The sequence below is a fragment of the Massilia aerilata genome (assembly GCF_042656905.1).
In the GTDB taxonomy this organism is placed as follows: Bacteria; Pseudomonadota; Gammaproteobacteria; order Burkholderiales; family Burkholderiaceae_D; genus Telluria; species Telluria aerilata.
Map to the genome: position 1 here is coordinate 451,536 of NZ_JBHSMZ010000016.1, position 23,558 is coordinate 475,093.

The 23,558-nt window shown below is 65.1% G+C and carries 20 protein-coding genes; 9 read left to right on the forward strand and 11 right to left on the reverse strand.

What is annotated here, in order from left to right; genetic code table 11:
- The first annotated feature begins 69 nt into the window (after positions 1 to 69).
- Positions 70 to 765, forward strand: coding sequence for a 2OG-Fe(II) oxygenase family protein (locus ACFPO9_RS21555; RefSeq protein ID WP_379774706.1), 696 nt, complete (start codon positions 70 to 72; stop codon positions 763 to 765).
- 30 nt (positions 766 to 795) lie between these two features.
- Here the strand turns inward: ACFPO9_RS21555 and ACFPO9_RS21560 are convergent, their stop codons facing one another.
- The 4 genes from ACFPO9_RS21560 to ACFPO9_RS21575 are packed head-to-tail and all read right to left on the reverse strand — an operon-like array spanning position 796 to position 4,804.
- A complete protein-coding gene (locus ACFPO9_RS21560) occupies positions 796 to 1,737 on the reverse strand; it encodes an MYG1 family protein (protein ID WP_379774709.1) in 942 nt (313 codons plus the stop codon).
- A 23-nt stretch (positions 1,738 to 1,760) separates the two neighbouring features.
- On the reverse strand, positions 1,761 to 3,629 hold the full coding sequence (gene dxs / locus ACFPO9_RS21565; protein ID WP_379774712.1) for a 1-deoxy-D-xylulose-5-phosphate synthase: 1,869 nt from the start codon (positions 3,627 to 3,629) through the stop codon (positions 1,761 to 1,763).
- The gene (locus ACFPO9_RS21570) at positions 3,630 to 4,538 is read right to left on the reverse strand and encodes a polyprenyl synthetase family protein (protein WP_379774715.1); all 909 of its coding nucleotides are present in this window, start codon (positions 4,536 to 4,538) and stop codon (positions 3,630 to 3,632) included.
- A complete protein-coding gene (locus ACFPO9_RS21575; protein WP_379774718.1) occupies positions 4,535 to 4,804 on the reverse strand; it encodes an exodeoxyribonuclease VII small subunit in 270 nt (89 codons plus the stop codon). The genes ACFPO9_RS21570 and ACFPO9_RS21575 overlap by 4 nt, the downstream gene beginning before the upstream one ends.
- Before the next feature lie 446 nt (positions 4,805 to 5,250).
- Here ACFPO9_RS21575 and ACFPO9_RS21580 point away from each other — a divergent pair, with 446 nt between their 5' ends.
- Genes ACFPO9_RS21580 through ACFPO9_RS21590 form a run of 3 tightly spaced genes read left to right on the forward strand, consistent with a single transcriptional unit; the run spans position 5,251 to position 8,172 of the window.
- Positions 5,251 to 6,375: an aromatic ring-hydroxylating oxygenase subunit alpha gene (locus ACFPO9_RS21580; RefSeq protein WP_379774721.1), complete on the forward strand. Its 1,125-nt coding sequence runs from the start codon at positions 5,251 to 5,253 to the stop codon at positions 6,373 to 6,375.
- Positions 6,375 to 7,295: a DMT family transporter gene (locus ACFPO9_RS21585; RefSeq protein WP_379774723.1), complete on the forward strand. Its 921-nt coding sequence runs from the start codon at positions 6,375 to 6,377 to the stop codon at positions 7,293 to 7,295. The genes ACFPO9_RS21580 and ACFPO9_RS21585 overlap by 1 nt, the downstream gene beginning before the upstream one ends.
- Positions 7,296 to 7,317: 22 nt before the next feature.
- Positions 7,318 to 8,172 (forward strand): sulfurtransferase, encoded by an 855-nt coding sequence (locus tag ACFPO9_RS21590; protein ID WP_379774725.1) that lies wholly within the window; start codon positions 7,318 to 7,320, stop codon positions 8,170 to 8,172.
- Here the strand turns inward: ACFPO9_RS21590 and ACFPO9_RS21595 are convergent.
- The 4 genes from ACFPO9_RS21595 to polA form a co-directional block, all read right to left on the reverse strand.
- A complete protein-coding gene (locus ACFPO9_RS21595) occupies positions 8,169 to 8,312 on the reverse strand; it encodes a hypothetical protein (RefSeq protein WP_379774727.1) in 144 nt (47 codons plus the stop codon). The genes ACFPO9_RS21590 and ACFPO9_RS21595 overlap by 4 nt on opposite strands.
- Before the next feature lie 75 nt (positions 8,313 to 8,387).
- Positions 8,388 to 9,137 carry a ZIP family metal transporter gene (locus ACFPO9_RS21600; RefSeq protein ID WP_379774729.1) on the reverse strand — a complete coding sequence of 250 codons (750 nt, stop codon included), beginning with the start codon at positions 9,135 to 9,137 and terminating at the stop codon, positions 8,388 to 8,390.
- A gap of 225 nt (positions 9,138 to 9,362) precedes the next feature.
- On the reverse strand, positions 9,363 to 10,202 hold the full coding sequence (locus ACFPO9_RS21605) for a dienelactone hydrolase family protein (protein ID WP_379774731.1): 840 nt from the start codon (positions 10,200 to 10,202) through the stop codon (positions 9,363 to 9,365).
- Between the two features lie 94 nt (positions 10,203 to 10,296).
- The gene (polA, locus tag ACFPO9_RS21610) at positions 10,297 to 13,080 is read right to left on the reverse strand and encodes a DNA polymerase I (protein ID WP_379774733.1); all 2,784 of its coding nucleotides are present in this window, start codon (positions 13,078 to 13,080) and stop codon (positions 10,297 to 10,299) included.
- 142 nt (positions 13,081 to 13,222) lie between these two features.
- On the opposite strand from polA, the gene ACFPO9_RS21615 reads away from it, so the two are divergent.
- From ACFPO9_RS21615 to ACFPO9_RS21625, 3 genes are read left to right on the forward strand one after another with little or no spacing between them, the layout of a single operon-like run.
- Positions 13,223 to 13,693, forward strand: coding sequence for a hypothetical protein (locus ACFPO9_RS21615; protein ID WP_379774735.1), 471 nt, complete (start codon positions 13,223 to 13,225; stop codon positions 13,691 to 13,693).
- Between the two features lie 53 nt (positions 13,694 to 13,746).
- Positions 13,747 to 14,706, forward strand: coding sequence for a homoserine kinase (locus ACFPO9_RS21620; RefSeq protein ID WP_379774737.1), 960 nt, complete (start codon positions 13,747 to 13,749; stop codon positions 14,704 to 14,706).
- Entirely contained in the window at positions 14,703 to 15,473 is a 771-nt protein-coding gene (locus ACFPO9_RS21625) for a BPSS1780 family membrane protein (RefSeq protein ID WP_379774740.1), read from the forward strand. The genes ACFPO9_RS21620 and ACFPO9_RS21625 overlap by 4 nt, the downstream gene beginning before the upstream one ends.
- A gap of 101 nt (positions 15,474 to 15,574) precedes the next feature.
- On the opposite strand, the gene ACFPO9_RS21630 is transcribed toward ACFPO9_RS21625, so the two are convergent.
- Positions 15,575 to 17,893 (reverse strand): UvrD-helicase domain-containing protein, encoded by a 2,319-nt coding sequence (locus ACFPO9_RS21630; protein ID WP_379774742.1) that lies wholly within the window; start codon positions 17,891 to 17,893, stop codon positions 15,575 to 15,577.
- Positions 17,894 to 18,068: 175 nt separating this feature from the next.
- Here ACFPO9_RS21630 and ACFPO9_RS21635 point away from each other — a divergent pair, with 175 nt between their 5' ends.
- A complete protein-coding gene (locus tag ACFPO9_RS21635; RefSeq protein WP_379774744.1) occupies positions 18,069 to 18,611 on the forward strand; it encodes an SRPBCC family protein in 543 nt (180 codons plus the stop codon).
- A 119-nt stretch (positions 18,612 to 18,730) separates the two neighbouring features.
- Positions 18,731 to 19,204 (forward strand): hemerythrin domain-containing protein, encoded by a 474-nt coding sequence (locus ACFPO9_RS21640; RefSeq protein WP_379774746.1) that lies wholly within the window; start codon positions 18,731 to 18,733, stop codon positions 19,202 to 19,204.
- A gap of 129 nt (positions 19,205 to 19,333) precedes the next feature.
- Here ACFPO9_RS21640 and ACFPO9_RS21645 read toward each other — a convergent pair whose 3' ends face one another.
- Both ACFPO9_RS21645 and ACFPO9_RS21650 read right to left on the reverse strand, forming a co-directional pair.
- A complete protein-coding gene (locus ACFPO9_RS21645) occupies positions 19,334 to 21,412 on the reverse strand; it encodes a M13 family metallopeptidase (RefSeq protein WP_379774749.1) in 2,079 nt (692 codons plus the stop codon).
- A 110-nt stretch (positions 21,413 to 21,522) separates the two neighbouring features.
- The gene (locus tag ACFPO9_RS21650; RefSeq protein WP_379774752.1) at positions 21,523 to 23,391 is read right to left on the reverse strand and encodes a M56 family metallopeptidase; all 1,869 of its coding nucleotides are present in this window, start codon (positions 23,389 to 23,391) and stop codon (positions 21,523 to 21,525) included.
- Positions 23,392 to 23,558 lie beyond the last annotated feature (167 nt).

A 23,558-nucleotide genomic window follows, 5' to 3' on the forward strand; every position in this document is an offset into this window, starting at 1 on the left:
CATGCAAGCTATCTCAACCGGCCTGAACGTGACGTTTCCGATACAACACTTATAATTCTTGAAATAATCATGACCGACGACTTCATCGGCATCTACGACCATGCGCTGAGCGCCGAACAGTGCGCCCACATCCTCGCGCGCTTCGAGTCCAGCGACAAGGTCGTGCGCGGGCGCACCGGGAACGGCGTCGACGTGGCGAAAAAAGACAGCTGGGATCTCACTCTCACCCAGCACCCCGAATGGCAGGACGTGGCACAGCTGATGTCGGCCGCCGTGCGCCGTCACCTTGCACAGTACGTGGACCGCTACCGCGCGCTGGTGCTGGGCGCGCTGTCACCGATGGTCGCGCATCCGGAGACCGGCCAGCCGGTTGCGCTCTCGCTCGACAACTTCGACGCATGCGGCCGCCCGCACCTGGACGCGCTGGTGCAGGCGATGTACCGCTGCGGCCCGATCAACCTGCAGAAGTACCTGCGCGCCAGCGGCGGCTACCACCACTGGCATTCCGAGATCTATCCACAGAACGCCAGCTGCGAGACCCTGCACCGCGTGCTGCTGTTCCAGTTTTACCTGAACGACGTGCTCGATGGCGGGGAGACGGAATTCCTGTACCAGGGCAGGAAGCTTGAAGCAAGAGAGGGCCGCCTGATCATCGCGCCGGCCGGTTTTACGCACACGCACAAGGGGCATGTGGCGCTCAGCGGGGACAAGTATGTGGCGACTTCGTGGATTCTTTACCGGCGGGCGGAGGAGCTGTTCAAGTGACGCCGTCCCCGCGCAGGCGGGAACGACGAACTACTCGACTTCCTTCAGCGCCTGCAGCGCCATCGCATAGATCCCCTCATACGACTTGGCAGCGGCAATGAAACGCCCGTTGTGGCAAAAGCCCGCGTCCGCCACGCCGGTGACGGCGGCCAGGTCGGCATCGCGCAAACCGGCCCAGGATGCCGGCAGATCGGCGCGCGCCTCGAAGGTGTCGACCGTGGCCGGCACCGTGTGCAGCATGTAGCGCTGCTCGCCGATGTTGTGGCTGATGACGAACAGGACCTTCGGCATTTCCTTGCGCACCACCGAACTCCAGGGCAGCGCGCCGTTCTTCAGGTACAGCAGGCGCCCGCCTTCCAGCGTCGCGGCGCCGCGCACCTGCTCCAGCGCCAGCATGGCGCCGACGCGGTACTTGACGGCGTTGGCCATCACGTCGGTGAGGAAGTCCATCGCGCGGTGGAACTGGCTCAGGCGGTAGACGTCGGCGGCCTCGCCGTAGCCCAGCCTTTCCTCGTCCATCCAGTTCGGGTTGTAGCCGGAGACCACCGCCGACATGCCGTAGCCGCCGGGCGCGTTCTTGGCCGCGCCGACGTCCGACAGGTCGAGGTACTGCACGATGTCGGCATCGATCGCGTTGGCCATCTGCTGGGCCGCATCCATGCTCAGCTGGTGGCCGGTATGCTTCGCCGCCAGCGCTTCGACGCAGCGGCCGCCGTATTCGCGCCAGACCAGGCCTGCGCTGGCATACGGCACGCCGCTGGTGCGCGCGCCGCTGAAGCCCTTCTGGTGGTGGTCGAAGCGGCCGCTTGCCGGATCCCAGATGCCGCCGACGTCGATCACGATATCGCCGCGGTCGATGATGGCCTGGTCGCGCGTGCGCACCAGTTCGGCCCCGGAATGCAGGACCTTGATGACGGCGACGGCCCAGGCGTCATCCGCATGGAATTTGCCGCCGTGGGTAACAATCAGCATGATCGGCCGCCGCTCTTTGTTGCTCAGTTGTTGACCACGAGGCGCGGCTCGCCGATCCCGAAGCGCTCGCGGATCGATTTGGCGATGCCGTGCGCGTCCAGGCCGACGGAAGCCAGCAGCACGCCCGGGTCGCCCTGGTCGATGAAGGCGTCCGGCAAGCCCAGGATCAGCAGCGGCTTGACGATGCCCTCGGCAGCCAGGGCTTCGGCCACGGCCGAACCGGCGCCGCCCATGGTGCAGCCCTCTTCCACCGTCACCAGGTAGTCGTGCTCCTTCGCCAGGCGTTTCACCAGGTCGACGTCGAGCGGCTTCACGAAGCGCATGTCGGCCACGCTCGCGTTCAGGCCCTCGGCCGCCTTCAGGCTCGGGGCCACCATCGAGCCGAAGGCCAGGATGGCGACGCCCTTGCCTTCGCGTTTCACCAGGCCCTTGCCGATCTCGATCGAGCTCAGTTCCTGCTGCAGGGCTGCGCCGACGCCGGCGCCGCGCGGATAGCGCACCGCTGCCGGCCCCGGGTAGTGGTAGGCGGTGGTCAGCATCAGCCGGCATTCGTTCTCGTCGGACGGCGCCATGACGACCATGTTCGGGATGCAGCGCAGGTAGGCCAGGTCGTAGTTGCCGGCGTGGGTCGCGCCATCGGCGCCGACCAGGCCGGCGCGGTCCAGGGCGAAGGTCACGTCCAGGTTCTGCAGGGCCACGTCGTGGATCAGCTGGTCGTAGCCGCGCTGCAGGAAGGTCGAGTAGATCGCCAGCACCGGCTTGACGCCTTCGGTCGCCATGCCGGCGGCGAAGGTGACGGAGTGCTGCTCGGCGATGCCGACGTCGAAGTAGCGTTCCGGGTATTGCTGGTGGAAGCGCACCATGCCCGAGCCTTCGCGCATCGCCGGCGTGATGCCGATCAGGCGCTTGTCGACGGCCGCCATGTCGCACAGCCAGTTGCCGAACACCTCGGTGTAGGTGATCTTCGAAGGCGCGGTGGCCGGCTTGATGCCTTCGCTCGGATTGAACTTGCCGGTGCCGTGGTACAGGATCGGCTCGGCTTCGGCCAGCTTGTAGCCCTGCCCTTTTTTCGTCACCACGTGCAGGAACTGCGGGCCCTTGAGCTTCTTGATGTTCTGCAGGGTCGGGATCAGCGAGTCGAGGTCGTGGCCGTCGATCGGGCCGACGTAGTTGAAGCCGAATTCCTCGAACATCGTGGCCGGGACCACCATGCCCTTGGCGTGTTCTTCCAGCTTCTTCGCCAGTTCCAGCATCGGCGCCGGCAGCACGCTCTTGCCGACGTTCTTGGCGGCGGCGTAGAACTGGCCCGACATCAGGCGCGCCAGATAGCGGTTCAGCGCGCCCACCGGCGGCGAGATCGACATGTCGTTGTCGTTCAGGACCACCAGCAGGTCGACGTCTTCCTCGACGCCGGCATTGTTCAGGGCTTCGAAGGCCATGCCGGCCGTCATCGAGCCGTCGCCGATCACCGCGATCGCCTTGCGCTTCTCGCCCTTGATCCTGGCCGCCTGCGCCATGCCCAGCGCCGCCGAGATCGAGGTCGACGAGTGGGCGGTGCCGAAGGTGTCGTACTCGCTTTCGTCGCGCTTCGGGAAGCCGGACAGGCCGTGATGCTGGCGCAGCGTCGGCATGCGGCCGCGGCGCCCGGTCAGGATCTTGTGCGAATAGGTCTGGTGGCCGACGTCCCACACGATGCGGTCTTCCGGCGTGTTGAACACGTAGTGCAGCGCGATCGTCAGCTCGACGGTGCCGAGGTTGGACGACAGGTGGCCGCCGGTCTTGGACACCGAATCCAGCAGGAACTGGCGCAGTTCGGTGGCCAGCGGGGTCAGCTGGGTGCGCGGCAGCTTGCGCAGGTCCGCGGGGTCGTTGATGGTATCTAACAGTTTCATTTAGGCCTTCCGCTGCACGATCAGGTCCGCGAGTTCGCGCAGCCGCAGTGCTTGTTCTCCGAACGGCATGAGCGCCTCATGCGCCTGCCGCCGCAGTTGTTCGGCCAGCGCCTTCGACGGCGCCAGCCCCAGAATCGATACGTAAGTCGGTTTGTTCGCCGCGGCGTCCTTGCCCGCGGTCTTGCCGAGGGTCGCGGAATCGGCGGTCGCGTCCAGCACGTCGTCCACCACCTGGAAGGCCAGGCCGATGGCGCGCGAATAGTCCTTCAGTGCGTCCAGCTCCTGCGGCGAGAGGTCCTTCCCGCAGAGGGCGCCCAGCAGCACCGACACGCGCAGCATGGCGCCCGTTTTGAGCTGGTGCATGCGCTCGAGTTCTTCCAGGGTCAGGCTGATGCCGACGCTGTCGAGGTCGATCGCCTGGCCGCCGCACATGCCGGCGGATCCGGCCGCCTCGGCCAGCAGGCGCAGCATCGTCACCAGGCGGGCCGGGGGGACATCGCCGGCGCCGGCCAGCACCTCGAAGGCCTGGGCTTGCAGCGCATCGCCGACCAGCAGCGCGGTCGCTTCGTCGTAGGCCACATGCACGGTCGGCTTGCCGCGGCGGAGCGCGTCGTCGTCCATGCAGGGCATGTCGTCGTGGACCAGCGAATACACGTGGATCATCTCGACCGCGCAGGCGGCGCGCGCGACCGCGTCCTCGCCGGCGCCGAACAGCGCACCGGCCGCATGGACCAGCAGCGGACGCACGCGCTTGCCGCCGCCCAGCGTGGTGTAGCGCATCGCTTCATGCAGCTTGGCGGGGCGCGACGCCGCCGCCGGCAGGAAGCGGCCGAGGGCATCCTCGGTGCGGGCCTGCACGCCCTCCATCCAGGCGCGGAAGTCCGGCTGCGTGCTCACGGTCGTGCTCATTCAGCGTCCTCGGCGTCCGTGCTGAAGGGCTTGAGCATCTCGCCTTCCAGCACCTTGACCTGCGATTCCACCTTTTCCAGCTGGGCCGCGCAATAACGCACCAGTTCGGAGCCGCGCGCATAGGCGGCAACCGACGCTTCCAGCGGCAGTTGGCCGCCTTCCATCTGCGTGACCAGTTGGGCAAGCTCGGCCATCGCCTGCTCGAAAGACTCGGGCGGGAGGCTCGCTGGCGCTACGGCGCTCTCCGCGCTTGTTTTATTTGGCATAATGGTTCGATCGGTTCGGGGCGAGGCGCAATAGTCTAATCGCTTATTGTAAACAATCCTACCCCTGCATGACGCCGCAACGACGTCCGGCATCTTGTAAGCAAAGACACATTTTATCGCAAAGCGCCACCCGATTAATGAAAACGATGCCTTCCAGGCAATTTTTATGCACGCACGCACCACAAGCACGTGCGGGACCGCGCCCCAGCTGAGCCTTTACAGGCTATAATCTCCGGTTCTGTCTCCGAAATACCGTATTCCATCTTTAAGTGGGCGAGAAAAACCGTAGCGAGCGGAAGCAATGGTGGCCGAGAAGCGCAGCCGTACTTGAGTACGGCGAGCATCGCAGGCCGCCAGTGCGACGCGCAGTAGGTTTTTCGACGCCCAAAATACTGGTTCTCGGATTCTTTCTCTTCTTTGGCTGAAATCTGTAAAGGGGGGTTGGGATGTCCGATCTGGCTACCCACGCCAAGCTGGCGCGCTCGTGCGCCCAGCTTCCGGTAAATGTCTACTTCGACCAGGCGCTGTTGCAGCGCGAAATGCAGGAACTGTTCCTGAAGGGGCCCCGCTACGCCGGGCATGAGCTGATGGTGCCCGAAAAGGGCGATTTTTCGACCCTGAAGTCGGAAAACGAAGGCCGCATGCTGGTGCGTAACGCGCAAGGCATCGAACTGATGTCCAACGTCTGCCGCCATCGCCAGGCGCTGATGTTCAATGGCCGCGGCAATGCCAAGAACATCGTCTGCCCCCTGCACCGCTGGACCTACGACCTGAAGGGCGAACTGATCGGCGCGCCGCATTTCGCCGACACGCCCTGCCTGAACCTCTCGAAGACGCCGCTGCAGAACTGGAACGGCCTGCTGTTCGAGCAGAACGGCTACAAGGTCATGGACAAGCTGGCCGGGATGTCGGTGACCAAGGATCTCGATTTTTCGGGTTACATGTTCGACCATGTGGAAGTGCACGAGTGCGACTACAACTGGAAGACCTTCATCGAGGTCTACCTGGAGGACTACCACGTCGAGCCCTTCCACCCGGGCCTGGGCAACTTCATCAGCTGCGACGACCTGCGCTGGGAATTCGGCAGCGACTACAGCGTCCAGACCGTCGGCGTGCACCGCGGCCTGCAGAAGTCCGGCTCGCCCGCGTATAAAAAGTGGCAGGAACAGGTCCTGAAGTTCAACAATGGACAGGCGCCGAAGTATGGCGCGATCTGGCTGACCCTGTACCCGAACATCATGGTCGAGTGGTATCCGAACGTGCTGGTGGTGTCGACGCTGTGGCCGATGGGCCCGCAGAAGACCCGCAACGTGGTCGAGTTCTATTACCCGGAAGAGTTCGTGCTGTTCGAGCGCGAGTTCGTCGATGCCGAGCGCGCGGCCTATATGGAGACCTGCGTCGAGGACGACGAGATCGCCCTGCGCATGGATGCCGGCCGCAAGATCCTGCTGGACCGCGGCGTCAACGAGGTCGGCCCCTACCAGTCGCCGATGGAAGACGGCATGCAGCACTTCCACGAATGGTACCGAAGTAAACTGGACAAACTCGACCTCATCGCACCAGGAATGTAATGCCGCCAGCTTTATGGATGCTGTTTGCCAGCTTCGCGTTCGCCGCCATGGGCGCGGGCGTGAAGCTGGTTTCCCCGTACTACGCCACTTCCGAAATCGTGATGTACAGGGGCCTGGTCGGCACCCTGCTCCTGTTCCTCATGATCCGCCTGCAGGGCGGCAGCCTCAAGACCCTCTTCCCGAAGCAGCACCTGGTGCGCAGCCTGGTCGGCGTGACCTCGCTGTGGATGTGGTTCTACGCGATCGGCAAGCTGCCCCTCGCCACCGCCGTCACCCTCAACTACATGGCGCCGATCTGGCTCGCCGCCTGGATGTTCCTGATGGGCTGGTGGCATGCCAAGGGCCAGACCGAATGGCCGCTGGTGGTGGCGATCGGCATGAGCTTCGTCGGCGTGACCCTGGTGCTGCGCCCTGCCGTCGAGATGAATGCCTGGCTGGGCGGCGCGGTGGGCGTGATGTCCTCGATTATCTCGGCGATGGCCTATATGCAGGTGCGTAACCTGGGCCAGATGGGCGAACCCGAATACCGCGTGGTGTTCTATTTTTCGCTGACCACGACCGTGGCCGGCTTCTTCGGCACCCTGCTCGAGAACGGCGTCGCCGCGCCCTTCCATGCGCATTCCTGGCCTAGCTTCCTGCTGCTGCTGGCGATCGGCATCCCCGCGCTGCTGGCCCAGATGGCGATGACGCGCGCCTACCGCCTCGGCAAGGTGCTGGTGGTGGCCAACCTGCAGTACACCGGCATCATCTTCTCCAGCCTGTGGGGCATGCTGCTGTGGGGCGACGTGTTCGACTGGCACGTGTGGCTGGGGATGGGCGTGATCCTGGCCTCCGGCATCGCCGCGACGTTCTACAATACGAAGAGCACGGCGCGCGGCGCCGTCGTCGAGGATACCGATCCGATCGCCAGCGAACTGTAAGCGAACTTTAAGGAGACCGCCGATGTACACGACCCTGATCGAAGCCGCCGCCCTGGCGCCGCATGTCAATGACGCCGGCTGGGTGATCGTCGACTGCCGCCACGACCTGGTGAACCTGGCCGCCGGGCGCGCGTCCTATGCGGCCGGCCACCTGCCGAACGCGCTGTTCGCGGACATGGAACACGAACTGTCGGGCGCCAAGCGCGATATCAATGGTGCGTTCCGCGGCCGCCATCCGCTGCCGGAAAAGGATGCCTTCATCGAACTGCTGCGCGGCTGGGGCGTGAACGAGGGCACGCAGGTCGTTGCCTACGACGCCCACGGCGGCATGTATGCGGCGCGCCTGTGGTGGATGCTGCGCTGGGTCGGCCACGAAGCCGTGGCGGTGCTGGATGGCGGCCTGCCGGCCTGGCAAGCGGCCGGCCTGCCCTTGTCGACCGATGCGCCCTCTTCACGCGCCCCCGGCACGATCGCGGCGCGCGAAGCGCTGGTGACGACGGTGGACGTGAATACGGTCCTGCACAACGTGGAGCATGGCGGCCGCCAGGTGGTCGACGCGCGCGCGCCGGACCGCTTCCGCGGCGAGAACGAGACCATCGACCCGGCGGGCGGCCATATCCCGGGCGCGAAAAACCGCTTCTTCAAGGATAACCTGCAGGCGGACGGCCGCTTCAAGGCGCCGGCGCAGCTGAAGACGGAACTGGAGGGGGTCGTGGGCGATCCGGAGAAGGCCATCATGCAGTGCGGCTCAGGCGTCACGGCCTGCCATAACCTGCTGGCGCTGGAAGTGGCAGGCCTGCCTGGCGCAGCTTTGTATCCGGGATCGTGGAGCGAGTGGAGCGCGGACTCGGCGCGCCCGCTTGCGACGGGCGCTTAACGGCTCATATCGTAGGGCGCTGGCAGGAAGTCCGCCAGCGTAAATACGAGGACCGACAACACCAGGATACCGAGCACAAAGCCGAACCGCGACGGCTTCTCACGCAGTGCCACAACCACTTGATTGACCAGCCTTGCCATTGCTGCCTCCACATAGCGAACGACTCAGCATAGGCCGGTTCGAATTCCCATGTCAATATGGGAGTGCAACAAACCTCAATGACCGTGTGTCAGGAGCAGCACGATAACCACACCCAATCCGATCAGCAGCACCTGCGGAATCGACTCGCGCACGGTGGCGCGGCGCTGCATCTGCGGCATCAGGTCGCTCACGGCGATGTAGATGAAGCCCGAGGACGCGAACACCAGCACGTAGGGGATCAGGCCGCTCGCCTTGTCGAGGGTGTAGTAGCCGAGCAGGCCGCCGACCACCGCCAGCAGGCTGCACAGCAGGTTGAAGACATAGGCGCGCAGGCGCGAAAAGCCCGCGTTCAGCAGCACGATGAAGTCGCCGATCTCCTGCGGGATCTCGTGCGCGATGATGGCGACGCCGGTCACGATGCCCAGCTGCGGATTGGCGAGGAAGGCGGCGGCGATCAGGATCCCGTCCGTGAAGTTGTGCATGCCGTCGCCGATCAGGATCATCCATCCCGCCTTGCCCGCCTGGTGCGCGTCATGCCCGTGCGCGTGGTGGTGGCCGTCGCCCTCGTGGTGGTGCGAATGGCGCAGCAGCGCCACCTTCTCCAGCAGGAAGAAGGCCAGCAGGCCGCCCAGCAGGGTCGCGAACAGGCCGCGCGGATCGACGCCAGACTCGAAAGCCTCCGGCAGCGCGTGCAGCAGCGAGGTCGCGAGCATGATGCCGACCGACAGGCTGACCATGCGCTCGACGACCTTGGCCAGCAGCGTGAAGGAAAACACCGCGGCAGCCGTGATGCTGACGACGCCCGCCAGGCCGGTTGCCAGCAAAATGGAGATGAGTACAGGATCGATCGTGAAGCCTCTTCTTGTTAGGACCTAGCCAAACCTACTGCGCGTTGCCCTGTCGGTTTGCGATGCTCGCTGTACTCACGTACAGCTGCGCTTCTCAACCAACATGGCCGCCGCTCGCTACGGTTTTGCGAGGTCCTTTTGGTGCGCCGCGTGCGGGCGCCAGCCCGGCATTTTACCGTGCCGGGCCGTAAGCCGTGCGAATCAGGCCACGCCGTGCTGCCTGAACCAGGCCAGCGCACGCGTCCAGCCGTCCTTCGCATCCTTCTCGTTGTAGCTCGGACGGTAATCGGCGTGGAAGGCGTGGCCCGCATCCGGGTACACCACGAATTCCGACTTGCTCGACCCCTTGGCCAGGGCTGCCTTCATCTTCTCGACGGTGTCGAGCGGGATGCCGGTGTCCCTGGCGCCGTACAGGCCGAGCACCGGTACGGTGAGCGCCGGGGCGATGTCGACCGGATGCTTCGGCGTGTTCGCGGTCGTGTCGCCCAGCAGGCGTCCGTACCAGGCCACGCCGGCCTTGACCTTCGGGTTATCGGCCGAGTACATCCAGGTGATGCGCCCGCCCCAGCAAAAGCCGGTGATGCCCAGCTTGTCGACGTTGCCGCCATTGTTCGCGGCCCAGGCCACGCAGGCATCGAGGTCGCCCATCACCTGTGCGTCCGGGGTCTTCGAGATGATGTCCTTCATCAGGGTGGCGATGTCGCCGATCTTCGACGGATCGCCCTGGCGCACGAACAGCTCCGGCGCCAGCGCCAGGTAGCCCTGCTTCGCGAAGCGGCGGGTGACGTCGGCGATATGCTCGTGGACGCCGAAGATCTCGGAAATCACCAGGATGACGGGCAGGTTCGATTTGCCTTCGGGCTGGGCGCGGTAGACCGGGACGGTCTGGCCGTTCACGTTCAGGTTGATGGTGCCGGCGGTAAGGCCCGCGGTATCGGTCTTGATCACGGACTGCGCCGCGACCGGCAGCGTGGCGGCGGCGAAGCCGGTGCCCAGCGCGACTTTCAGGAAGTCGCGGCGGTCAATGACGAGATCGTTCATGGGCAATCCTCCGGTCGGGTTATCAAAGGATTGCAATATTAACGTAGGGCGGCGGATGATGCGTGCGCGTGGGCACGCGGTGCCCACGCGGCATTTAGTGCGCAGTTTCCCAGTTTGGCCCCACCCCAGTCTCCGCCACCAGCGGCACCTTCAAGGTCGCCACCCCCGCCATCAATTCCGGCAGCTTCTGCTTCACCAGGTCCAGCTCCGCTTCCGGCACGTCCAGCACCAGTTCGTCGTGCACCTGCATGATCATGCGGGTGCCGAGCTTTTCCTGCTCGATCCAGTCCTGCACCGCGATCATGGCCAGCTTGATCAGGTCAGCGGCCGTGCCCTGCATCGGCGCGTTGATCGCCGCGCGCTCGGCGCCAGCGCGGCGCGGGCCGTTCGGCGAATTGATCTCCGGGAGCCACAGGCGGCGGCCGAACACGGTCTCGACGTAGCCGCGGGCCTTGGCCTGCAGGCGGGTCTCGTCCATGTACTGCTTGACGCCGGCGAAGCGCTGGAAATAGCGCTCGATGTAGTTGCTGGCGGCGCTGCGCTCGATGCCCAGGTTCTGGGCCAGGCCGAAGGCGCTCATGCCGTAGATCAGGCCGAAGTTGATGACCTTGGCGTAGCGGCGCTGCTCGCTCTCGACGTCTTCCGGCGCGATGCCGAAGATCTCGGCGGCGGTGGCGCGGTGGATGTCCTCACCCTGGGCGAACGCGCGCAGCATCGCTTCGTCGCCCGAGATGTGGGCCATGATGCGCAGCTCGATCTGCGAATAGTCGGCCGACACCAGCACGCTGCCCGGATTCGCGATGAAGGCTTCGCGGATGCGGCGGCCTTCGGCGTTACGCACCGGGATGTTCTGCAGGTTCGGATCGTTCGAAGCCAGGCGGCCGGTGATGGCGACCGCCTGCGCATAATTGGTGTGCACGCGGCCCGTGTTCGGGTTGACCATCTTCGGCAGCTTGTCGGTGTAGGTCGACTTCAGCTTCGACAGCCCGCGGTGCTCGAGCAGGATCTTCGGCAGCGGATAGTCTTCGGCCAGCTTCTGCAGCACCTCTTCGTCGGTCGACGGGGCGCCGGTGGCGGTCTTCTTGATCACCGGAAGCTGGAGCTTGCCGAAGAAGATCTCGCCGATCTGCTTGGGCGAACCGAGGTTGAAGGGGCCGCCGGCCAGTTCGTAGGCCTGCTGCTCGAGTTCCGCGATGCGCACCGCCAGTTGGTTCGATTGGGTTGCCAATTTGTCGGCGTCGATCAGCACGCCGTTGCGCTCGATCTTCTGCAGCACCACGGAGGTCGGCAGCTCGATCTTGCGGTAGATGAAATTCAGGCCCTCGTCGCTCTCCACATGGCCGATCATGGTCTGGTGCAGGCGCAGGGTGATGTCCGAATCCTCGGCCGCGTATTCGGTGGCGCGTCCCAGCTCGACCTGGTCGAAGCAGATCTGGTTCACGCCCTTGCCGCACACGTCGACGAAGGGAATCGTGGTGTAGCCCAGGTGGCGCATGGCCATGGTGTCCATGTCGTGCGGCTTGTGCGATTCGAACACGTAGGATTGCAGCAGGGTGTCGTGGACGATCCCGCGCAGTTTCACGCCGTGGTTCTCGAAGATGTGGGCGTCATACTTCAGGTTCTGGCCCAGCTTCGGCTTGTCCGGGTTTTCCAGCCACGGCTTCATGCGTTCGAGGACTTCCTCGCGGTTCAACTGCTCGGGCACGCCGGCGTAGCGGTGGGCCAGCGGGATGTAGGCGCCCTTGCCCGCTTCGACCGACAGCGAGATGCCGACCATCTCGGCCATCATCGGGTCGAGCGAGGTGGTCTCGGTATCGACCGAGGTCAGGTCGGCCTTGTCGATCAGGTCCAGCCAGCGCTCCAGCGCCTCCGTCGTGGTGACGGTCTCGTACTCGCCCTTGATGACGGCCATGCCGGGCAGCGTGCCGTTCGGGTCGGCCGCGCCTTCCGGCGAATTGAACAGCGGCGCCTGGGCCGGCTGGGTGCCCGGTGTGACGAAGCGTCCCGGGTTGCCGCTGTTCGGCCCCAGTTCCTTCAGCATGGTCTTGAAGCCGTAGCGCTGGAAGAAGTCGCGCAGCGCGTCCTTGTCTTCCGGGCGGCCGATCAGCGATTCCTCGATCGACACCAGGTGATTCGTCAGGTCGCAGTCGCACTTCACGGTGATCAGCTCGCGGCCTTTAGGCAGCCATTCCAGGGCCGCCTGCAAGTTGGCGCCGACCGCGCCGCCGATGGTGTGGGCGTTTTCGATCACGCCGTCCAGCGAACCGTGCAGGGCCAGCCACTTGACCGCGGTCTTCGGGCCGCACTTGCTCACGCCCGGGACGTTGTCGACCGTGTCGCCGATCAGGGTCAGGTAGTCGATGATGCGGTTGGGCGGCACGCCGAATTTCGCGACCACGCCGGCTTCGTCGAGCTTCTCGTTGCTCATCGTATTGATCAGCATGACCTTGTCGTTGACCAGCTGGGCCAGATCCTTGTCGCCGGTCGAGACCACGGTGTTCATGCCGCGCGCCGTGGCCTGGGCGGCCAGGGTGCCGATCACGTCGTCGGCCTCGACGCCTTCGACCATCAGGATCGGCCAGCCCATGTGGCGCACCACTTCGTGGATCGGTTCGATCTGCTTGCCCAGGTCTTCCGGCATCGAGGCGCGCGTGGCCTTGTACTCGGGGTAGAGGTCGTCGCGGAAGGTCTTGCCCTTGGCGTCGAACACGCAGGCGATGTAGGCGGCCGGGAAGTCGGCGCGCAGGCGGCGCAGCATGTTGACCATGCCGTGCATCGCACCGGTCGGGTGGCCGTCGGGGCTGCGCAGGTCGGGCAGCGCGTGGAAAGCGCGGTACAGGTAGCTGGAGCCGTCAACGAGAAGCAGGGTGTTGTCCATGTAGGGTCGAGATGAGCAAAGGTGGGCCATTATCGCAGAATCGGCATCCCCTCCATATGGGGCCGCTTCACACTTTTCACATGCTTTTTACTGGCAGACAGCGCCGTTTGTTACAATGAACCAAACGACAAAGGTGACCATCATGCCACGCATCTCTTCCCGCCTGTCCCTCCTCGCTCTGCTTCTGGCCGCGCAGGCCGCGCTGGTTGGCCCAGCGTCGGCCCAGCAGGCTACGCAGCCAGCGGCTCCGCAATCGAATCAGAACCAGGCCCCGCCCAAGCTCGAGCGCGTCGAACCGGGCAGCGATGTACCGGCCACCAATATCCCCTCGCGCACCCGTACCCAGATCAGGGAAAAGCGCGACGGCGGCCAGGTCACCGAAGTGGAAGTCAACAGCAGCGGCAGCCACTACACCTTAAAGCCGAACAACCCGCCCGGCGCCGTCCCGGCCGGCCCGGGCGCCACTGCAACCCGCGCGCCGCAATGGAAAGTGGGCGAATTCGACCTGTCGGGCAAGCGCAAGGCCGCCAGCGAGACCGGGACCAACACCCCGGCCCCGGCCGATGCACCGCCGCCACCGCCCTTGCCGCCTGGCACCGCGGACAAGAAATAAGGCCCGGCCGCCTTCGCGGCGGCCGCCACAGCACCTCCTACTTTTCGTGAACGATGGCAGTTTTCACCTCGGTCACACTGGACGACCTCAGCCAGTGGATCAAGCAGTTTCCCTTAGGTAAAGCCCTGGCGCTCAAAGGCATCGCCAGCGGCATCGAAAACAGTAATTTCTTCCTGACGACCGAGCGCGGCGAATTCGTCCTGACGATCTTCGAGAACCTCGATTTCGCGCAGCTGCCCTTCTACGTGCAGCTGATGCGTCATCTGGCCGAACGCGGCGTGCCGGTACCGGCGCCCGTGCCGAACGATCGTGGAGAACTGGTGGTGGCGCTGCACGGCAAGCCGGCCACCATCGTCAGCAAGCTCGATGGCAGCTCGCAGATGGATCCGCAGCCCGTGCATTGCGCCGAAGTGGGCGCCACGCTGGCAAAGATGCATTTGGCCGGCCAGGACTTCGCGCTGCGCCAGCCGAACCTGCGCGGCCTGGACTGGTGGATCGAGACCGTTCCCAAGGTCCTGCCCTTCCTCGACGCCGACAAGGCCGCGCTGCTGCAATCGGAGCTGGCCTTCCAGCGCGCGTTCGCGGGCGGCCCCGTCTACGCCGAGCTGGCCCATGGCCCGGTCCACGCCGACCTGTTCCGCAACAACGTGATGTTTGTCGGCGAGCGCCTGAGCGGCTGCTTCGACTTCTATTTTGCGGGCTGGGACAGCTGGCTGTTCGACATCGCCGTCACCGCCAACGACTGGTGCATCGACCTGGACAGCGGCAGGCTGGACCACGACCGCGTGCTGGCCCTGACCCGCGCCTATCACGCCGTGCGTCCGTTCACCGACGCCGAAGCCCAGTCCTGGCAGACCATGCTGCGCGCCGCCGCGCTGCGCTTCTGGCTGTCGCGCCTGTACGACCTGCACCGTCCGCGCGAAGCCGAGATGCTGACGCCGCACGACCCCACTCACTTCGAACGCGTGCTGCGCGAGCGCATCGCGGTTCCCGCGCCGGATCTCACCGCATGAACAATCTGCCCGCACTCACCGGCTGGGCCTGGCTGAAACGGGGCATGGCCCTGTTCCGCAAGCAGCCCGCCGCCCTCATGTCCCTGCTGTTCGCGAACATCCTGCTGGCGATCGGCATCAGCGCCCTGCCCTTCATCGGCCCGATCCTGGTGGTGGTCCTGATTCCCTCCTTCACGATGGCCTTCATGCAGGCCTGCCTGATGATCGACAATGGCGATCGCGTTACCCTGGGCGTGCTGCTGACGGGCTTCCGCAAGCCGGTGCTGGGCGGCCTGTGCAAGATCGGGGTGATCTACCTGGGCGTGTTCCTGATCCTGGCCCTGGCGACGCTGCTGATCGCGCCGGATTCGCTGCGCCAGTTGCCGGCCGACATCAAGATCGGCCCCGGCGACAAGCTGCCCTTCACGGCGTCCGACTTCATGGCCGCCTTCGGCCTGCTGATCCTGGAGACGGTGCTGCTGCTGGCGCTGTGCTTTACCGCCCCGCTCACCTACTGGAAGCAGATGAGCCCCGGCAAGGCCACCTTCTACAGCTTCTTTGCCGTGCTGCGTTCGGCGCGCGTGTTCGGCGTGCTGGTGCTGTGCTGGTTCGGCATCTTCCTCGCCGCCACCTTCCTGGTGGTGAACCTGTTCAGCACGATCATGTTGGCGCAGGTCGTGCTGATGTGGCTGATGTTTTTGTTTATCCTGTTCTGGCAGTGCGCGATTTATGCCGGTTACCGGGATATTTTCGGCAAGCCGGGCGACAAGGATTTGCAGCCGGCGTAAAACGTGGGCACGGGGTGCCCACCCTACGTATACGTCGTCGATGGCACACCGTTTTCATGCCACGTACGTTCGTAGGGTGGGCACCCTGTGCCCACGTCATATCACCTGGCCACTTTCTCCAGCTTGGCCACCGACAGGTCCAGCATCTTCATCCCCGCGCCGCCGAAGTTGATCAGCGCGCGCGGGCTGCCGGCGCCACCCTCGATATTCACGATCACGCCCTCGCCGAAGCGCGCGTGCGCCACCTGCTCGCCGATGCGCCAGCCGATGCCCTTGTCGCTGCTCGACTTTTGCGTGATCTGCCGGGCGATCTGGTTGTCGCTGCCATTCTCGCGGAAGTTGGCGTCGTCCCAGGCCGTGGTCGAGTTGCGGCCGCCGAACCACTTGGTCTGCACCCGCGGCGACAGCCATTTCAGCGACTCTTCCGGCAGCTCGTCGAAGAAGCGCGACTTCATGTTGAAGCGGGTCTGGCCATGCAGCATGCGCTGCTGGGTGAAGCTCATGTACAGACGCTTGCGCGCGCGCGTGATCGCCACGTACATCAGGCGCCGTTCCTCGTCCACGCCATCCAGCTCGCGCGAGCTGCTCTCGTGCGGGAACAGGCCTTCTTCGAGGCCGGTGATGAAGACGGCGTCGAATTCCAGGCCCTTGGCCGAGTGCACCGTCATCAGCTGCATGGCGTCCTGGCCGGCCTGGGCCTGGGCGTCGCCGGCTTCCAGCGAGGCGTGGGACAGGAAAGCCGACAGCGGCGACATCACGGCCGCCAGCGGCGCGTCGGCGTCCAGCAGTTCGATGCCGTCGAGATTGACGATCGCCGCGCCGCTGCTGGCCGCCGCCTGCGGTCCCAGATGCGCCGGCGCCGTCACGCCGAAGCCCTCTTCCTGCACGAAGTGGGTGGCGGCGCTGACCATCTGCTCCAGGTTCTCGATGCGCTCGGCGCCTTCCTTTTCCTTGCCGTAGTGGTCCAGCAGGGTGCTGCGCTCCAGCACCACCTTCACCATCTCCGGCAGCGGCAACTGCTGGGTCTCGAAGCGCGCGCTTTCGATCAGCTTGACGAAGTTGGACAGCACGGTACCGGCCTTGCCGGTCATGTGCGGCACCGCCGCGTACAACGACACGCCGTAGCTGTCGGCCGCCATCTGCAGCTGCTCGATCGAGCGCGCGCCGATGCCGCGGGTCGGGAAGTTCACCACGCGCAGGAAGGCCGAATCGTTGTGCGGATTGTCCATCAGCTGCAGGTAGGCGATCGCGTGCTTGACCTCGGCGCGCTGGAAGTAGCGCAGGCCGCCGTACACGGTGTACGGGATGCCGGCCGCGAACAGCGCGTGCTCGATCACGCGGCTCTGCGCGTTCGACCGGTACAGGATCGCGATCTCGCTGCGCGGCACGCCCTCGCCCATCAGGCTCTTGGCCTCGTCGATGATCCACTGCGCCTCTTCCAGGTCGGAGGAAGCTTCGTAGATGCGGACCGGCTCGCCCTGGCCGGCGTCGGTACGCAGGTTCTTGCCGAGACGCTGCTTGTTGTTGGCGATCAGGAAGTTGGCGGTGTCGAGGATGTGGCCGTGCGAGCGGTAGTTCTGCTCCAGCTTGATCAGGTTCTTCACCTCGAATTCGCGCTCGAAGGCCTGCATGTTGCCGACATTCGCGCCGCGGAAGGCGTAGATGCTCTGGTCGTCGTCGCCCACCGCGAAGATCGCGCCGCCGGCCGGCTCATGGTGTCCCGCCAGCAGCTTCAGCAGGTTGTACTGCAGATCGTTGGTGTCCTGGAACTCGTCGACCAGGATATGGCGGAAGCGCATCTGGTAATGCTGGCGCAGCGGGTGGTTTCGCTGCAGCAGTTCATAGGCGCGCAGCAGCAGCTCGGCGAAATCGACCACGCCTTCGCGCTGGCACTGCTGGTCGTAGGCATCGTACAGCTCGACCATGCGCTTCTGCACGTGGTCGTAGGCCTCGCAATCGGCGGCGCGGCGGCCGTTGTCCTTGGCGTTGTTGATGAAGTACATCAGGTCTTTGGCCGGGTACTTCTCGTCATCGACATTCAGCGCCTTCAGCATGCGCTTGATCATCGACAGCTGGTCCTGCGAATCCAGGATCTGGAAACTCTGCGGCAGCGCGGCGTCGCGGTGATGCGTGCGCAGCAGGCGGTTGCACAGCCCGTGGAAGGTGCCGATCCACATGCCGCGCGTGTTAATCGGCAGCATCGCCGACAGGCGGCTCAGCATTTCCTTCGCCGCCTTGTTGGTGAAGGTCACCGCCATGATGCCGGCCGGCGAGACCTGGCTGGTCTGGATCAGCCAGGCGATCCGGGTCGTCAGCACGCGCGTCTTGCCCGAGCCGGCGCCGGCCAGGATCAGGGCGCTCTGGGACGGCAAGGTGACCGCGGCGAGCTGTTCGGGATTCAGGTTGTCGAGGAGATTCATGCGGGCATTATAAACGTCGGAACGGGCCGGGGACGGCTTTCCGCGCCAAATTTACTGGTTATATATACAGTATCACAACAGTTTCCTGTAGGCTCGCTAGCGCCCTCGAAAGCCGACTTACCGTAACGTGGCTGCAGATGTGTTTTCAATCTTTACTCGTAACAAGGAGGCAATAATGCTGAATCGAGTCGTTACTGTGGCCGCGCTGGCGGTGGGCGGCATGATGCTGTCGAAGAAAATGAAGAACCGCGCTTCGGGCATGGATTCGTCCATCGTCGAAACCATCGAGATCAATGTGCCGGTGCGCACCGCCTACAACCAGTGGACCCAGTTCGAAGACTTCCCGCAGTTCATGGCCAGCGTGAAGGAAATCCGCCAGCTGGACGACAAGCACTTGCACTGGAAGGCCAATGTGGCCGGCGAAGACAAGGAATGGGATGTCGAGATCACCGAGCAGATCCCCGACAAGCGCATCGCCTGGCAGAGCACGACCGGCGTGCCGAACGGCGGCGTCGCCACCTTCCACAAGATTTCCGACGACGTCTGCCGTGTGGCCGTCCAGATGGACTACCAGCCGGAAGGCGCGCTCGAGCAGATCGGCGATGCCTTCGGCGCCGTGCGCATGGAATTGCGCGGCAACCTGCAGAAGTTCAAGGAAATGCTGGAATCGCGCGGCAAGGAAACCGGGGCCTGGCGCGGTAGTATTGCTCAGCACTGATTCTTTCCTGATCGTGCAAACGCCGCCCGCCGAGGCGGTGTTTTTTTTCCGCGCCTAAATGGATCGGCGCTGTTTTCCGCCAAGAGTAGGATGGCATTCCTTTTCAGGAGGAACCCATCATGGACAATGCCGACGATCCGATCCAGATGCTGGTGCGCGACCACGACACGGTACGCAAGCTGGCCGACAAGTATCTCAACAGCAGCGACATGGAAGTCAAGAAACAGGCGGCCACCCAGCTGCTGCAAGCCATCCACACCCATTCACGGCTGGAGGAATCGATCTTCTATCCGAACGTGCGCTGCCTGGACGACAAGCTGGTGCGCCATTTCGAACAGGACCATCTGAAAGTCGACGACCTGCTGGCCACGCTGCAGGGGATGGCGCCGGACGAGCCGCGCGCGGAACCGATGATGCGCGAGATGCTCAAATCGGTGCTGAACCATATCGAGGAAGAGGAAGGCGAGCTGTTCCCGCGGCTGCGGCAGTCGAATGTGGATATGGCGGATATCGGTTTGCAGATGCAGGCTTTCGAGGCGAACCTGGTGCATATGCAGGGGCAGGCCAGCGACCGGGGGTCGCGGCGGCGGTGAGCGGCCACGTGAAGGAGGACACGCACGTGTCAACGTCGCCCCCGCGAAGGCGGGGGCCCAAGTTTGCATGAGTAATCGATACGCACGCAAACTTGGATTCCCGCCTTCGCGGGAACGACGTTCATACGTTTACCAAACGCGGCAACGCTTTTCCTTCACCATCGGCTGCCCGGCCTTGCACTGGAAAGCCTGCTGGAATTGCGGCATGTTCACCACCAGGCCGTTCACGCGGTAGCGGCCCGGCGAGTGGGGGTCGGTCATGGCTTTCACGCGCAGGTTTTCCGGGCGGTCGTTTTCGCAGGCCCATTGGGCGTTGCCGACGAAGAAGCGCTGCTCGGGCGTCAAGCCGTCGCGGAGCTGCTGAGGCTGGGCCTGCTGCGGCATGCTGGCCATCTCTTCCTTCCACGCCATCCAGCCCAGGATCAGGCCGCCCAGGTCGGCGATGTCCTCGCCCAGGGTCAGCTTGCTGTTGATCTTGATGTCGTCCACCACCGTGTACTGCGCGTACTGGTCGACGATGCAGGCGGCGCGTTCTTCGTATTCCTTGGCATCCTTCTTGGTCCACCAGTCCTTCAGGTTGCCTTTGGCGTCGAACTGGCGGCCTTCGTCGTCGAAGGCGTGGGTCAGTTCATGGCCGATGGTGCCGCCGGTGTTGCCGTAGTTCGGCGCGTCATCCATCTTCGGGTCGAACAGCGGCGGCTGCAGGACGCCGGCCGGGAAGTTGATGTCGTTCATCTGCGGATTGAAGTAGGCGTTCACCGTCGGCGGCGTCATGCCCCATTCGCCGCGGTCGAGCGGCTTGCCGATCTTGGCCAGGTCGCGGCGCGTCTCGAAGGCGTTGCCGCGCTCGACGTTGCCGGCAAAGTCGTTCGGCTTCACCACATAGCTGCTGTAGTCGCGCCACTTGTCCGGATAGCCGATCTTGTTGACGATCGCGGCCAGCTTTTCCTGGGCGCGCTTCTTGGTCTCAGGGCTCATCCAGTCCAGCGACTCGATGTCCTTCTGCATCGCCTCTTCGACCTGGCGGGTCATGTGCAGCGACTTTTCCTTCAGCGCCGGCGAGAACGCGCGGCTGACGAATTCCTGGCCCAGCGCTTCGCCCAGCTGGCGGTCGACCAGGGTCACGCAACGCTTCCAGCGCGGCTGCTGTTGCTGCACGCCGCGCAGGGTCTTGCTGAAGAAGTCGAAGTGTTCCTGGTCGAAGTTCGAGGCCAGCGCCGGCGACATGTTGCGCGCCACGTGCCAGCGCAGATAGGTGCGGGTGGCGTCGATGTCGGACGTCTTCCACATCTTGGCCAGCGCCTTGAAGAAGGCCGGTTCGGTGACGTTGAAGCTGGTCTGCTTGCCCTGGCCGATCTCGCCCAGGTAGGCGGGCCAGGAGAAGCCCGGAGTCAGCGCCTGCAGGCCCTTCGCATCGACCTTGTGGAAAAGTTTATAGGGGTCGCGCTTGTCGACGCGCGACAGCGAGGCCTTGGCCAGCCCGGTCTCCATCGCCATGACGCGCTCGGCCTGGCGCTGCGCCTGCTCCGGGCTGTCGCCGAGGAGCTTGAAGGTGTTGGCGATGTGGGCCACGTACTTGGCGCGGATGTCCTTCGACTTCGCGTCTTCCTTCAGATAGGAATCGCGGTCCGGCAGGCCCAGGCCGCCGGCGGTGGCGAAGGCGATCACGCGGGTGGAGTCGCCGAAGTCCTGGCTCGAGCCGAAGCCGAAGAACAGGCCCTGGTCGGCCAGCGCCAAGTGCAGGTGCGCCAGCAGGCGCGGCAAGTCCTTGTTGGATTTCAGCGAGGCGATTTCGTCGAAGTAGGGCTTGAGCGGCCCGGCGCCGCGCGCTTCGATGGTGCGCTCGTCCATGCAGGCGCCGAAGTAATCGCCGATCTTCTGCTGGGTGGCGCTGCGGCCATCCTGGCGCTTGGACAGGTCTTCGAGGATGCCCCACAGGAAGCGCTGGTTGTCCTGGGCCAGCTTGCCGTAGACCGACCAGCGCGCCTGGTCGGCGGGGATCGGATTGTTCTTCATCCAGCCGCCGCAGGCGAACTGGTAGAAGTCGACGCAGGGATCGGCGCTGCGGTCCATCGCGCTCGGGTCCAGGCCCGGGGTGTAAGGGAACTCGGAGGCCGGACGCTCGGCCTTGGCGGCGGGGGCGGAGGCGGAGGCGGGTGCGGGGCTGGTCTGGGCACTCGCCAGCGCGGCCGCGCCGGCGAGGGACAAGAGAACTGCTAAGCGGGCTGGGCGCATATTCAGGCTTTATAAAAGATTAACCTGCGTATGCTGCCACATGGGTGCCCGCCCGGCAATCCTTACGCTGCCGGCTGGGCCACTCAGCCCTGCCCCGGCGCCTGCTGGGCCAGGCCCCTGGCCATCGCATCGCGGATCAGGCCGCGCATGGCCTTGTCGGCGGCCTTGCTCTCGCGGTCCATCTGCTTGCCGAGCACGTCCATCTTCTTGCCCAGCTCGTCCATCGGCTTGCCGGCTTCGTTCATGCGCTTGCCGACCGCATCCATGCTGGCCTGCGCGCGGCGCTGGCCTTCGCTTTCGTGGGCGGCGCGCATCTGCTCGCCCAGCTCGTTCATTTGCCGGCCCAGCTTGTTCATCTGCTCGCTCAGGCGGTCGCGCTCGGCGTCGCTGCCGGCCTTGCCCATCTGCTGGCCCACGCTGCTCATTTGCCGGCTCAGCGCGTTCATCTTGCGTTCGATCTCATGCACCTTCGCTTCGTCGGGCCGCATGCCGGTGGCTGCCTGCTCCATCTCCTTGCCCAGCGATTCCATCGCCTTGCCGTGCGTGTCCATCTCCTTGCCGTAGACCTCCATCTGCTTGCCCAGCTCGTTGACCGGCGCCCAGGCCGCATGCGCCTTCGCCAGGGTGTCCGGGTCCTGCACGATCCAGGACTTGCCGCCGTCGCGGAACCACAGGAACTCGCCCTGGATGCTGCGCTTGAGCTGCTTGATGGACTTCCAGTCGGCGCTGTTGCCGGTCATGTTGAAACTGTCCTTGCCGTCGCCGACCAGGGCGTAGGCATCGCCGCGCTCTTCGCGCAGGGTCACCTGGACCGAGGATTTCGCCTGCGCGGCGGGTTTCGCCTGGGCTGCGGGTTTCGCCTGCGCCGCGGGGACGGCCTGGGCCGCAGGAGCGGCAGGGCTTGCGGGAGCTGCCGGCGCGGTGCCGGCGTGGGCGTGGATGGCCGCGCTCAGGGCCAGGCCGAGTGCCGGCAGGGCCAGCTTCCAGCCGGATGATGAACTGAAGGGTTCCGCTTGCGGGCGAACCAGGCGTTTGATGCGAGACATGAGCTTTCCTTTCTCTCCAATTGCCCCAGGGGCGAGTGGTGGGGATGAGAGCTGGAACAAATCCAGCTCGGATAATGCAAGCGCGAGACGCCGCGGTTCGCCCAGCGCGCTTGCAGCCAGATCGTCGGCAATCAGTTCCCGCTCGACCCGGATGCGGTGCGACAGCCACCACACCACCGGGTGATAGAACAGCAGGATCTCGATCGCACTCTGTATCAGGTTGATCAGGTAGTCGTGGCGCCGCACATGGGCCAGCTCATGCGCCAGCAGCGCCTCCAGCAGCTGCGGCGCCATGCCGGTCGCCAGCGAGGCCGGCACCAGCACCAGCGGCCGCAGGCAACCCGCCGTCACCGGGCTGGCGAGATCGTCCACCAGTCCCAGGATGACCCTGCGCTTGACACCGAGACGCGCCGCCAGGCGGTCCAGCACGGCCTGCCATTCGGGGTCAAGCCGGTAGGCGCCCGGACGGCTGCGCCGGCGCACCCAGGCGAGGCCCAGCAGCAGGCGCAGGGCCATCAGCGCGGCGCCCGCCGACCAGCACAGGATCACCAGCGGCAGGCGCGGCTGCGCCAGCTCGCGCCAGCCCTGCATGCTCCAGGCTGCCGGCAGGGCTGCGCTGTGCACCGGCTCCGGCGCCGCCATGGACGGCAAGACCTGCAGCAGCGCAGGCGGCAGCATCGTCGCGCCTTCAGCAATGCCCTGCCCCATCACGCGCGCCAGCATGCCGGCCATCGGCAGCGCCGCGCACAGCAGCAGCGCGGCGCAGGCGACCAGGTAGCGCCACTGCGGACGCGCCTTGCCGAGCAGGCCCAGCAGCACGGCGGCGACGCAGCCGAGCAGCGCCCCTTGCCAGACGAAGTCCAGCAGCGCCCAGGCCAGGCCGGACATCCAGGCTGCGGCGCTCATCGCGGGTCCTTCCAGTGCAACTTGCTCATGCGGTTTCCTTTCGACGAATCCAGAATAGGCCAGCTAGAAAAATTTGTCTAGAACTTTTTTTCTAGATGCGGGCGAATGATCGATGAAGGCAGGATAGGGATTGCAGGGGACGGGGGCCAGCTTGCTGCGACAGGCTG